The organism is Blautia sp. HCP3S3_C12, assembly GCF_052064155.1.
In the GTDB taxonomy this organism is placed as follows: domain Bacteria; phylum Bacillota; class Clostridia; order Lachnospirales; family Lachnospiraceae; genus Blautia_A.
The window spans coordinates 1-12,509 of the sequence record NZ_JBQHWC010000032.1; the positions used below are offsets into that span (position 1 = coordinate 1).

At 44.0% G+C, this 12,509-nt stretch carries 15 protein-coding genes and 1 pseudogene; 5 read left to right on the forward strand and 11 right to left on the reverse strand.

All coding sequences use genetic code 11. The annotated features are described in order from the left end of the window. Window positions 1-170 precede the first annotated feature (170 nt). The 3 genes from ACTNDS_RS16275 to ACTNDS_RS16285 form a co-directional block, all read right to left on the reverse strand. A complete protein-coding gene (locus ACTNDS_RS16275) occupies window positions 171-971 on the reverse strand; it encodes a helix-turn-helix domain-containing protein (RefSeq protein WP_002575858.1) in 801 nt (266 codons plus the stop codon). 78 nt (window positions 972-1,049) lie between these two features. Next, window positions 1,050-1,193 carry a hypothetical protein gene (locus ACTNDS_RS16280; protein ID WP_441036818.1) on the reverse strand — a complete coding sequence of 48 codons (144 nt, stop codon included), beginning with the start codon at window positions 1,191-1,193 and terminating at the stop codon, window positions 1,050-1,052. Continuing rightward, on the reverse strand, window positions 1,187-1,312 hold the full coding sequence (locus tag ACTNDS_RS16285) for a hypothetical protein (RefSeq protein WP_441036819.1): 126 nt from the start codon (window positions 1,310-1,312) through the stop codon (window positions 1,187-1,189). The genes ACTNDS_RS16280 and ACTNDS_RS16285 overlap by 7 nt, the downstream gene beginning before the upstream one ends. A 228-nt stretch (window positions 1,313-1,540) precedes the next feature. Here ACTNDS_RS16285 and ACTNDS_RS16290 point away from each other — a divergent pair, with 228 nt between their 5' ends. The 5 genes from ACTNDS_RS16290 to ACTNDS_RS16310 all read left to right on the forward strand — a co-directional run bounded on the left by ACTNDS_RS16290 (window position 1,541) and on the right by ACTNDS_RS16310 (window position 5,381). Further along, complete coding sequence (locus ACTNDS_RS16290; protein ID WP_002575860.1) at window positions 1,541-1,954, forward strand: cysteine-rich VLP domain-containing protein; 414 nt, start codon at window positions 1,541-1,543, stop codon at window positions 1,952-1,954. Window positions 1,955-2,065: 111 nt separating this feature from the next. Beyond that, entirely contained in the window at window positions 2,066-2,461 is a 396-nt protein-coding gene (locus ACTNDS_RS16295; RefSeq protein ID WP_002575861.1) for a replication initiator protein A, read from the forward strand. 173 nt (window positions 2,462-2,634) lie between these two features. Continuing rightward, complete coding sequence (gene mobV, locus ACTNDS_RS16300) at window positions 2,635-3,579, forward strand: MobV family relaxase (protein ID WP_002575862.1); 945 nt, start codon at window positions 2,635-2,637, stop codon at window positions 3,577-3,579. After that, on the forward strand, window positions 3,563-3,775 hold the full coding sequence (locus ACTNDS_RS16305) for a hypothetical protein (RefSeq protein WP_002584948.1): 213 nt from the start codon (window positions 3,563-3,565) through the stop codon (window positions 3,773-3,775). Before mobV ends, ACTNDS_RS16305 begins: the two co-directional genes overlap by 17 nt. Before the next feature lie 94 nt (window positions 3,776-3,869). Beyond that, on the forward strand, window positions 3,870-5,381 hold the full coding sequence (locus ACTNDS_RS16310; RefSeq protein WP_002575864.1) for a recombinase family protein: 1,512 nt from the start codon (window positions 3,870-3,872) through the stop codon (window positions 5,379-5,381). A gap of 26 nt (window positions 5,382-5,407) precedes the next feature. Here ACTNDS_RS16310 and ACTNDS_RS16315 read toward each other — a convergent pair whose 3' ends face one another. From ACTNDS_RS16315 to ACTNDS_RS16350, 8 genes and pseudogenes are all read right to left on the reverse strand, one after another. Beyond that, complete coding sequence (locus ACTNDS_RS16315; RefSeq protein WP_441036820.1) at window positions 5,408-6,298, reverse strand: UvrD-helicase domain-containing protein; 891 nt, start codon at window positions 6,296-6,298, stop codon at window positions 5,408-5,410. Beyond that, the gene (locus ACTNDS_RS16320; protein ID WP_441036821.1) at window positions 6,291-8,045 is read right to left on the reverse strand and encodes an ATP-dependent nuclease; all 1,755 of its coding nucleotides are present in this window, start codon (window positions 8,043-8,045) and stop codon (window positions 6,291-6,293) included. The genes ACTNDS_RS16315 and ACTNDS_RS16320 overlap by 8 nt, the downstream gene beginning before the upstream one ends. A gap of 105 nt (window positions 8,046-8,150) precedes the next feature. Next, entirely contained in the window at window positions 8,151-8,531 is a 381-nt protein-coding gene (locus tag ACTNDS_RS16325; RefSeq protein WP_441036822.1) for a TnpV protein, read from the reverse strand. A 550-nt stretch (window positions 8,532-9,081) separates the two neighbouring features. Then, window positions 9,082-10,353: an integrase DNA-binding domain-containing protein gene (locus ACTNDS_RS16330; protein WP_441036823.1), complete on the reverse strand. Its 1,272-nt coding sequence runs from the start codon at window positions 10,351-10,353 to the stop codon at window positions 9,082-9,084. Window positions 10,354-10,494: 141 nt separating this feature from the next. Next, window positions 10,495-10,710, reverse strand: coding sequence for an excisionase (locus ACTNDS_RS16335; protein ID WP_441036824.1), 216 nt, complete (start codon window positions 10,708-10,710; stop codon window positions 10,495-10,497). Further along, on the reverse strand, window positions 10,649-11,059 hold the full coding sequence (locus tag ACTNDS_RS16340; RefSeq protein WP_441036825.1) for a glucosaminidase domain-containing protein: 411 nt from the start codon (window positions 11,057-11,059) through the stop codon (window positions 10,649-10,651). The genes ACTNDS_RS16335 and ACTNDS_RS16340 overlap by 62 nt, the downstream gene beginning before the upstream one ends. 82 nt (window positions 11,060-11,141) lie before the next feature. Then, window positions 11,142-11,393, reverse strand: a pseudogene (locus tag ACTNDS_RS16345) (phage holin family protein); the annotation flags it as partial. 84 nt (window positions 11,394-11,477) lie between these two features. Continuing rightward, on the reverse strand, window positions 11,478-12,509 hold a 1,032-nt coding region (locus ACTNDS_RS16350), incomplete at its 5' end, for a hypothetical protein (protein ID WP_441036826.1).

Consider the following 12,509-nt stretch of genomic DNA (forward strand, 5'->3'; position numbering starts at 1 on the left):
TGGTTTGTCATTTGCGGAATTGGCATTATCATCGTTGCGCTTGCCGTATTTTTACTACCCGGTTTGAGAGAGATTGACAATACGCAATAATCAACTGCACCTTTTTCTATTACTAAACAAAATGCCTGGATGGTGGTTCTGAAAAACCAGAACCGCCGTTCAGGCATTTTTTATCTTCGTCCTCTCTGCGGTTTTGGATTCTTCAGCAAGTCGGATTTTTCCGCAATCTTTTTCAGCCACTTCCGTTCTTCTACTGACAGCTTCCTAAAATTCAGCTTGAGCCGTTTGCAGATAAACGCCAAGTACGCTTGTTCCGTGTCGCTGTCCTGGCTGACGATTTCACCAGCAGTTTCCAGCATTTCTTTTAGCGGGTTATCCTCTGGGACGCTGAAAAAATCGTCCTTGTGTGTTTCCCGCAGAGCAAGGGCAATCCCGTTTATGTCCCGTTGTATCACATAGCGGCAAAACTCGTCCTCATCAATATGGGCGGTGATAAGCTGTCTTAACTGCGTATCACTCATGCCAGGATTATGCTTTTTTATAACAGTTGCGCTCATCGTGTCCACTATGGCGTTTGCACCCTGCGCCTGTTTCAGTGCCGTTCCGTTCACATAGATTTCAAGGTCAGCCATCAGCCGGGGGAAATCCGGGTGCGCCGCCAGCTCACACAGCAGGGTATTGTCTATCCTCCCGCTTTTCAGCAGGTCAATCATTTCATCACTCAAACGCAGGTCTGCAAGATCGGCGTTTGGGTGATTTTTCATTTCAGACAGCCCCAGCAGATAATCAGCGGTCACACCGTAAAACTTCGCCAGCCGGATAAGGGCATAGTGGCTGATGTCCTTGAAGTCTTCCGTTTCGTAACTGCCCAGCGCAGACTTGGAAAGCCCGGTCTGCTCCGCAAGCTGCCCCAGCGTCAAGCCACGCTCCACACGTAGGTCTTTTAATCGCTCTTGTATGGATAAAGACATATTCACCCTCCTTGCTAGCTCAACGAAAGAGAAGCCGTTATGCTATGTACTATGCTCATAGCATAACGGCATAGGCATTTACAGTTTTATTTTACCATTTGCTACATCTTCACGAAATTTATCAACAAGCTTCGCTGTCAGCTTGGATTTACCGTAGTGTTCAAGTACAAAAGTACGATAACTTTTTCCATCTACAAGCACATCACTTTTTCTGGTCAACAACCAATTTCCGTTACCTCCTCCCTGTTCTCTAATATTCCAGTCTTTCCCATATCTTTTATAGATTTCATCTTTTTACCTTGAACAGACATTGATTCGCTTGGAATATAAACAATTTGCATAATAGCTCCTCCTTTATTTTGTGCAAGAAGACCAGAAACCTGAATTTGTCTTTTATCTTTTTTTGATTATATCACAAATCCGAGAGCGTGGAAATAGGGAGTTTTTCAGGCTGATTTCCTACCTCTTGGATATACGGCACAGGCGGTCAAAAAGGTGTAGACTTGGGATAGTTCATCGATGGACAAGCACCTTGGAAACAGAACACGCCAAAGAAAACGGAGGGACGCATGAGCAAAAGACCCTATCAACACCTGCCGCCGCTGGAACACAGGCCGGACGGCTCCCCCTACCGCATAACCCCGCCCCAGAAGAGACGAGCCAGCGGCCTGATACGCCGGGAGTGCTGCAACTGCGAGGACGGAAACTGCCTTGCGCTGGACGATGGCGACACCTGCGCCTGTCCGCAGATGATTTCGTTCTCCGTCTGCTGCAAGTGGTTCCGCTGGGCGGTCTTGCCGCTGGACAGGACGCTGGAAGCGGAGATTTACCGGGACAGGGACTTGAAACGCTGTGCGGAGTGCGGCGGTGTGTTCGTCCCGAAGTCCAACCGGGGCAAATACTGCCCGGACTGCGCCGCCAGAGTTCACAGGCGGCAGAAAACAGAAAGTGAACGGAAAAGGAGGTCTGCTGTGGACAGTTAAGAGCGGGAAAAGCCTTGATTTGCAAGGCTCCGCAAGCCCTCAACCGGGGCGGCTGGTATCATTTATCATTCGCCCCGGAAAACGGGCCTCTAACCGTCCACAAAACACGCTATGACAAACACGATTTATATTCACCAGCCGGAAAAGGCGTTCAGTTTCACCCGGCTCCCCAATTTCCTTTTTGAAGCACCCACATTCCAGCCCTTGAGCAACGAAGCGAAGGTGCTGTATGCCTTTGTCCTGCGCCGGGCGGAGTTGTCCCGGAAGAACGGCTGGGCGGACGAGTACGGGCGGGTCTACCTGTACTACCCCATCTGCGAGGTGGTCGCTTTGCTCCGCTGCGGGCGGCAGAAAGCGGTCAACACCCTGCGGGAGTTGCAGTATGCGGGGCTGGTGGAAATCCAGAAACAGGGCTGTGGAAAACCCAACCGCATTTACCCGAAATCCTATGAAGCGGTTCCAAACACCGACTTCAAGAAATCCGGTTATGGTACGCCGGAGGGCTGAAAACCGTACTTGGCGAGTACGAAAATCAATCCTCTTGAAGTACGGAAATCTGACGGTATATAGAAATACAGAGATTAAAACCATCTATTTACATTCATTCCATTCCAATCCTATCAGAGATATTTTCGGCGGGAAAACCCGCCGGAAAGGAATGGAATGGGGAAAGGAGTTCAATGGCACAACACGCAATTTTGCGATTTGAGAAGCACAAGGGCCACCCGGCGGGGCCGCTGGAAGCCCACCATGAACGGAAAAAGGAGCAGTACGCCAGCAACCCGGACATTGACACCAGCCGGAGCAAGTACAATTTCCACATCGTCAAGCCGGATGGCCGCTACTACCATTTCATTCAGAGCCGCATCGAGCAGGCCAGATGCCGCACCCGCAAGGACAGCACTCGGTTTGTGGACACGCTGATTACCGCCAGCCCGGAGTTTTTCAAGGGCAAGTCCCCAAAGGAGATAGCGGCCTACTTCCAGAGGGCGGCGGACTTCCTCATTGACCGGGTGGGCCGGGAGAACATCGTTTCGGCTATGGTACACATGGATGAAAAAACGCCCCATCTGCACTTGGTCTTTGTGCCGCTGACAAAGGACAACCGCCTGTGCGCCAAAGAAATTATCGGCAACCGGGCCAATCTGACGAAGTGGCAGGACGATTTTCACGCCTGTATGGTGGAGCAGTACCCCGACCTGGAGCGTGGGGAAAGCGCCAGCAAGACGGGCCGGAAGCATATCCCCACCCGGCTGTTCAAACAGGCGGTCAACCTCTCCAAACAGGCGAGGGCCATTGAAGCGGTTCTCTCCGGCATTACCCCGCTGAACGCCGGAAAGAAGAAAGAGGAAGCCCTCTCCATGCTGAAAAAGTGGTTTCCGCAGATGGAGAACTTCTCCGGGCAACTGAAAAAATACAAGGTCACAATCAATGACTTGTTAGCGGAAAATGAAAAGCTGGAAGTCAGGGCAAAGGCCAGCGAAAAAGGCAAGATGAATGACACGATGGAACGGGCGAAGTTAAAAAGCGAACTGGACGATATGCGGCGGCTGGTTGACCGTATCCCGCCGGAGATTTTAGCGGAACTGAAACGGCAACAGCGGCAGCATGGAAAGGAAAGGTGATCTTATAAGTAATATCAGATACAAAAAGGAAATCGAAATCGTGACTTTTCAGGGAAAGGAAATCACACTGGAAAATCTCTCCCCGGTGTTCACGCCGGAACAGGAAGCAGCCAAACGCCGGGAACTGGAACAGCAGCTTTATGAGGTGTTCCGCAAGTACGCCGACAAGCGGGAGAGTGAGGAAGCCGGGACATAAGGTTTTCCAAACCCATCATTGATTTGCGGGGCTGCTGGCGGTATAATAGAACTGTCAGCAGCTCCGTTTCTTTTTTAAGAAAAGGAGCGACAATATGAACAATCGGATAGACGCAATCTATGCAAGACAATCGGTAGACAAAAAGGACAGCATTTCCATTGAAAGCCAGATTGAATTTTGCAAATACGAGTTGAAAGGCGGTAACTGCAAGGAATACACAGACAAAGGGTACAGCGGCAAGAACACAGACCGTCCGAAGTTTCAAGAACTGGTGCGGGACATCAAGCGGGGCTTGATTGCAAAGGTCGTGGTTTACAAGCTCGACCGTATCAGCCGTTCCATTCTGGACTTTGCCAACATGATGGAGCTGTTCCAGCAGTACAATGTGGAGTTTGTGTCCTCTACGGAAAAGTTTGATACCTCCACGCCGATGGGACGGGCCATGCTGAATATCTGTATCGTGTTCGCCCAGCTTGAACGGGAAACGATACAGAAGCGGGTAACGGACGCTTACTACTCCCGCAGTCAGCGGGGCTTTAAGATGGGCGGGAAAGCCCCTTACGGCTTCCATACGGAGCCTATCAAGATGGACGGTATCAACACAAAGAAGCTGGTGGTAAACCCGGAGGAAGCGGCCAATATCCGGCTGATGTTTGAGATGTACGCCCAGCCCACAACTTCCTACGGGGACATTACCCGGTACTTTGCCGAACAGGGGATTTTGTTCCATGGCAAAGAGCTGATACGCCCCACGCTGGCGCAGATGTTACGCAATCCTGTCTATGTGCAGGCAGACCTTGATGTGTACGAATTTTTCAAAAGTCAAGGTACAGTCATTGTCAATGACGTTGCCGATTTTACGGGCATGAACGGCTGCTATCTGTATCAAGGGCGAGATGTAAAGGCCAGCAAGAAAAACGACTTAAAAGACCAAATGCTGGTACTGGCTCCCCATGAGGGTATCGTCCCCTCCGACACCTGGCTGACCTGCCGCAAGAAGCTGATGAACAACATGAAAATCCAGTCTGCCCGGAAAGCCACCCACACATGGCTGGCAGGAAAAATCAAGTGCGGGAATTGCGGGTATGCTCTTATGAGTATCTACAATCCCTCCGGCAAACAGTATCTCCGCTGCACGAAACGGCTGGACAATAAAAGCTGTCCTGGCTGTGGGAAAATCATCACTTCGGAACTGGAAGCGGTTGTTTATCAGCAGATGGTAAAGAAGCTGGCAAGCTACAAGACGCTGACAGGAAAAAAGAAAGCGGCAAAGGCAAACCCGAAAATCACCGCCCTGCAAGTGGAACTTGCCCATGTAGACAGCGAGATTGAAAAGCTGGTGGACAGTCTGACGGGGGCAAACAATGTCCTGTTCTCCTATGTGAATGTGAAGATAGCGGAACTGGACGGGCGCAAGCAGGAACTTCTGGCAAGGATAGCGGAGTTGACTGTGGAGGCCATCAGCCCGGAACAGGTCAGCCAGATTTCCGGCTACCTCGATACCTGGGAGAATGTATCTTTTGATGACAAGCGGCGTGTGGTGGATTTGATGATCACCACCATAGCCGCCACAAGCGACAGCTTGAACATCACATGGAAAATCTGACTGGCGGCACCCCTCCCGTCAGATACCTACCCTGTGTAGTCCCTTGTAAACTGTACTTTAGGAATTGCTAAATCAATTTTGCTTGCGATATCTACTTCATTCCCCATTACGGATACTTTAAATACTCTTTTGTCTTCAACTATTTCTTTAGAGATACCGAACAGACATAAAGAATATTCAGAAATGCTTGGATGACATCTATGGTTTTTGCTTAATTCAAAATGTTTAAATTCAGAATTTCCTATCAGTTCAAGTAAATATCGAGGAAATCTATTGCTAAATCCATATATCGCTTGATTTACATCTCCAACAGCTACCCCTATAATCCCTACTTTACATAACGCAAGAAATATATCATGTTGTATTTTGCCACAATCCTGATATTCGTCGATAAATACATGTGAATATCGAGATTGCAAATACTTTATAACTCCGGGAACCTTATGCATTATATACATCGCAGTTTCTCCGGATATGTCCAGAAAAATTTTACCTTCGCTTAGTGCTTTATCCAATAGCATTTCTTGTTCTTTTGTCAATTCTCCTGTAATAGTTTGTAACTCGGAATAATAGGATTCTTCCTCACAAAATTCTGTTACTTGATACTCCGGCATTACATAAGTTAAATGGCTGGCAAAAGGAATAATTATTTCAGAAATATAAAACTTGTCAATTGTTCCAAAAAAAGAATGCTTTGGGTCTATCCCTTTTCTCTTGCATCTTTTTTTCAGTTCGTCACTCGCTTTATTAGTAAACGAGATAGCAATAACACCTTTATAACTTGGAAGTTCCGACAATACATCTCCTATTTTTTCTACAATCGTGTACGTCTTACCCGAACCAGGATTTGCAGTGACAACAATATTCCCATCATGATTTAATATCGCTTTTTGTTCTTTAGTTGGTTCATTAATCATGTTCCGGATGAATCCTTTCTTCCACATTATTCTTAAGCGAAATCAATGGTTTAGAAATATCATCTTCTCCCAACACTCTCAGTTCGGAATGCTTATCACTCAAAAAATTCATCATATTCTTCGCTTTATATGTTTGCATTGCTTTTACCAGTGATTTTTCTGTTCTTTTTTCATAATATTTTTTCAGAATATTCTTGAGTGGACTATGTGCCAAATCAGTTTCTAAATCCACATTTGAAAGATATATACCATAACAGGCAATATTATTCCTAATGTATTTATTAAATTCTATTGCCAGCATCGGTGGGTTCTTCTTATATTCCCATTCATTTTCATTGTTATGTTCTGCCCAATATTGAAGTAATTCGTTATCTGCATCTTTAATCTGAGATAAAATCCCCATAACACGAGATACACCTGCATAATAATTTTTCGTAGGTTTTTTATTTGGTTTTGCAAATATATCATTATCTGTCCTCATCACCCAAGGAATATTTAAAGCATCGCATACAGCAATATACGGTTTAAATCCCACACCTTCTACAGACAATACTGAAATATTTAATCTATCCAGATCTATCCCTATTGCCTTAGCCAACGCCGTATAAAACAGAACTTCAGATACCCCTTCAACCAAAAATACACCACTTGCAAAAAAGCATTCTGCTGAAAGAGCATTTAATCTATATCCGAATTCTTTAAAAATTTCTTTTAACATATCGCTACACCCACTACATGCAGCATATGTTTTTTTCTTTGATGTATATAGACGTAAAATATTAGACGCTGCAAATTTTGCAGCTATATGTGGTGAGTGTGTTGTAATGAAAACTTGCTCTCCAAACTTTTCTTGAATATATGCCGAGAGCTTACGCTGTTGATGAGGATGTAAATGAGCCTCCGGTTCCTCTATTGCATAAAAAGTAACATGATCTACATTTTTTTGGATATTTTGCTTTGCAATCCACGTAGCAATAAATATTTGATTATTTCGTCCATCTCCCCCAATGGATAATAAATTGTCTCCTGTAGAAAACGATAATGTTAAATTATCTAATAACTTACCTGCGTCACTTTCTCCTGCAATAAATCTAATTTTCTGATCTTCATTATTAACAGACAATTCCGCAAGTTCTGTATTTACATTCTCCAATGCAGATGCCACATAGTTTAATGAACTAATCTGATTATTGATTGCATTAAGCTTATTTTGAATATCCGCAGTTTTTTCTTCATCTGCTTTCTTTTGCTCCTCTTTCAATAATTCTTTTGAAATCTGCAATATTTGTAAACGCTCATGCCTTAAAAATTTGAATAAATCTCGATTAGTATCTACATATTGCATATTTAATCGCTTTATATATTGTCTCGTCGGATATTCAATTAAAACATTTTCATCATATCCCATCCAGATACTATATTGACCATTTTTACTATTTGTGTAACGTATAAGCACAACGCCATCCTTAACACAGCCGCCAAATGTGCTCAAGAGACATTCTTCCGTTACATCACAAATGGTTGCAGTAATTTCAATAAAATCCGCATCAGTATATGCATTATAATCACTATCGTTCAGCTCCAAATCATGTTCACTGAGCGATTTATCAAACAAAAGTCTCATTGCATATAGTAGATTTGTTTTTCCAACATCATTTGCACCGATTATCAAAGTCTTTGGCTGAAATACTATTTCTTCATCCTCAAAATTACGAAACCCCTTAATATGTACTTTTTCTATCCTCATATTGCTGTACTCCAATCATATTAGTCTGTTTTCCGTTATTTACATTTTACCATATAATTATAAACAAACGAAGAGCTGAGTTCTCAAACCCAGCTCTTTAAACACTTATTTGTAAATTACTTCCCTAACCATTACTTCCTCAGCCATCTCTTTCAGCATATTCATATGACCTGTCCAAGCCATAGCATCCATTTCTTTTTCCGGTACCGGATTCTTTTCCAGCAGTCCAGCCATAATGACTGCCACTCTTTTCTCCGCAATCTCCTGCACTTCATATAAATGTGGGAACAGCTGCTCTGTCAATACCAAATCATCAAAAAGAATTGGCTTATGCTGCTGCAAAAATGCTCTGCGCATCCTGCCATATTTATTCAATCTCTTTTCTTTCATCGGTTTCAGCTTAATATTAGGGATAAAGTAATCCCCTGTCTGTAAATATCTAAGCCCATTCTCTCTGATAACTTCATAATTTTTCTGTTTACTCATGTGTAAATCCTCCGTGATTTTATGATTTTTCACGGCGATTTTTGGGATTTTTCACGTTCAAAACAGTACTGTCACATCAGGGATTTTCAAAAAATTTGGCGTACAAAATGGCGTACCTCGGGGTGTTCGAGTGCCGATTTTCATTGATTTTACTGGGTTTTTCGAGGGTGTGTACATATCATGCCGTGGCAAACAAATAATACGCGTATCATATATTTTTTACTCCTAACTTATCTCGGATTATCTCGGTTTTTCCTTATTTTTAGGGCATTTGCACACTTTTTCAGTCTATCGACCATTTTCCCATTTCTCGGCTTTTTTCGGCTTATCTCGGTATGTTTATTCCATCAAATGGTCTAAAAATTGGTCTAAAATGGTCTATGATTTCAAGTTTAGACCATTCGTTTTTTCTGGTCTAATCGTGGCACAAAATTTTCAAAAATTCATAGACCACTCTTGAAATACACTTTAGACCACAAGTTCCTTCGAAACCTTATAAATACTGAATTTCTTGAATGGTCTAAACTTAAATGGTCACCGTTTTGATGGTCTAAACTGACTTTCTAAATCTGTCAGTAGCATCCACTTTCATACCAAGCTGCTTCAACTCTGCATCAGCCTCTGCCTGCTTCTTAGCAAGCTTCTCAACCTCTTCTCTCGCATCATCCAGCTTAAGATGAGTATAGGTGTTGAGAGTGACGCTAATATCCGAATGCCCCATCAGATACGGAAGTACCTTAGGATTCATTCCGGACTTTGCCATATTAGAGCAGTACGTGTGTCTGCATACATGAGGTGTGATCTTCGGAAGCTGAATGCGATAAATGCTGTTATACTTATCAACTGCGTGCTGGAAGTACTTCTCCCAGTGCATAGCCACCATTGGCTTATCGTCCTTGTCAAAGCAAAGGAAGCCTGAGTAGCCATCAATCATCGGCTCCACCTTAAGCTTAGGTCTTGCCTTGATGATATTCTGAAAGCATTCATACACATCGTCCTGCATCGGAATCACTCTGGTACCGGCGTAGGTTTTCGTAGTATCGATGTAAACCAACGTCCCGGTCTTCTGAAGCTGATGGTCAATATTGATGGTTCTGTTCTCCATGTCCAGATCCTTCAACGTCAAACCTGTAAACTCCGAAATACGCATCCCTATCTTAAACAGAATGTACATACCGTCATAATACTTGCAGTAGTGCGCATCGTTTTTTATAAATTCGAGGAAAGTTCTTTCCTGTTTCCTTGTAATGGCCTCACGAGTGGCTGCGTCATTTACCAGTACAGTAGCAAGCTGAAACTCAAAGGGATTCTTCCTTAATATATCGTCATCAACTGCCATCTGAAATGCAGGTCTCACAACACCTCTGATAGAATGAATTGCTGAGAAACTCTTTTTATCCTCCTGCTGTAATTTGATGAGCCATTCCTTCGCATCGGATAATCTGACCTTGTCGATTCTCCTTGCTCCGAATGGTTCCTTTTCCAGCAGATTGATTACAGTTCCGTAACCTGCTCTGGTTGTATGCTTAACTCCGGTCTTAGTTGCTATATACTTCTTCACAAGCTGAAGAACCGTCAAGCCGCCGCCATCAGGAACAATCATATCATCCAAATCCTTATTTATTGCCTTCTCCTGATCTCTTAAAGGCGCATTATCTTTTTTGCCGACTGGAATACTATCTGTAGCCACCAATCTCCAACTGTAAACTGTCTTGCGCTTACCATTGGCATCAATGTATCTATACTTATAGCGTCCATCCGCTTCCTGGCTCTCTCCTGCGCGAAGAATGCGATTCTTACTATCGCGTCTCTTTTCGCTCATTGAACATCGTCTCCTTTCGATTGAGGGAGCCATGCTATAATATTTATTTAACATAGTTCATAGTATGTATCCGACTATGTATCAATATACTATCACATACACGGCTCCTTTTCCACAAGAAAATTGAAAAATTTTTATGAACTAAATCACATTCATCTGACTGTCCATATACTTTTCAAATTGCTCACGCTTGATCAGTGCTCTGTTTCCGTTCCAGAGGATAAAATCCTCATCGGAATGCTCCTGAACAAACATCTTCAGTTTCTTGTAGCCAATCCCGAAATACTCCGATGCTTCATTCAGCGTTAATGTGTACTTCTGCCACCTCAGGATAAACCTGCTTTCCATTCCAGTCATATACCTCATATCCCGGATGCTTATCAGCCATCGCCTTTGCATTGGCAAAAATCGTATAAGCACCAAGCTGAGATTTTGCATCATCCCAACTCTTCCTTACCCTATAATACTTAACCACTGTATCACCAGCGCCACCAGAAGAACCAACATCATAATGAATCAGTTTCCATCTCTCGATAATACTGCAAAGCTTATCGACATAGGTTAATGAAGTCGCATAGCCATCATCCTTGATGATCTGCACCGCCTTCTTATAATCCGTACATCCCTTAAGCCCATCATATCTAAGCTTGCTGCCATTCTTGGCTCCAAGCAGATACGCACTATGGTCTGCAATGGAATCTTCCACACAGCTTTATCTTCTGAAATCAGCAGTGATAGTCACATAGCTTCCATCAGCATTCTGCTCCTGAGTCTTCTTGGTATAGACAGATGACCTGCACATCCAAAACATTTGCAATTCCTACCAGCATGAAGATAAGTACCTTTCTGCAGATTCCCTTGAATCCAACCTCAGAAGAAAGCTTCTTATCGGAAATCGCACACATAATTCCCGTGATGTAATCCGCCACCACAAATAAAAGCAATGCCAGAATCAAACCATCACACCCTCCCAGGAAGTACCCAAGCCAGCCGCCGATTCCCGTAAACACCAACTGCACAATACTCCAAAACTCTTTCATATCCTCTGATCCTCCTTAAAAAATGTATAGAAAAAGCAGCTGCCCATCTTAGAGCAACTGCCTCATCCCAAAATTCTATCCCTATCAGCTGGCCTCTTCCGTCAGCTCATAGGTAATCTTCATCGTCTTATCCGTAGTCTTCACAACGGCCGTACTTAGGTTGTTGATACTGGCCAGATACGGTGTCAGCAAAAAACACATCCTGTAATCCGAACCATAGTTGCCTCCCCATCCAAAACAAAACTCCTTATACTGAAATAGCGGCGTACCCAGATTCAGAATCCTTGTACTTCCAACCGTCTGCACCACCGTATCATCCGGCTTAATCTGATAATCCCATCCGATAATCAGGTCATTTACCATAAACAGATAATTGGCACAGGTTACAGAACCGGTCTGGGACTTCCCGGCAGAAATAAATCCAAAAGGAATCAATGTCACATCCGTAGAATTGCTCAAATTAATCTTGTAAATACCCTCATCGTTGTAAGCTGTCAGATACAGATAACCATTCCGGATAACACCCCTCACACCACGCTGTGCATAAGTATCCACCTTAAAATATCCGATGGCTTTTAGATAACAGTTGGACAATGTCCAAACGCCCTCTGTCATGGTGTAATCATCCTTCTTAATCTTCACCCAGTACATCTTGGCATCCCCAGAGGAATTCGCCTGATTGGCAAATCCATACCAGTATCCGTCATGCCCGTCCAGAAAGTCCCCATAAGGTGTATAGCTTCCAATAAACTTAAAAGTACTGCAGGTAATGACCTTCTCTTCCAGCAGGTCATTGGTCGTATCATTCAGCCTGTCATTCAGTCCCAGTGTAAACACCGGAAGCCTTCTCTTATGAATAATCACGGCACTGTCCTGGAATCGCATGCTAATCAACAGATTATTCTCAAAATCCACCTCCACCGCACTAAACAGCTCCGCAAGTTCTTCCACGGTCTGCGTCTCCAGTCTTGTTTCCATGATCTGATAAAAGGCAACCTTGGAATTCTCCATACTGCCATAAGCTGCCACACCGCCCTGCTTGGAAGTCAGTGCCACCGCCGCAATGGTTCCATTTCCCTGACTTGGTGTAAACTCCCACACAAACCGGTAACCATT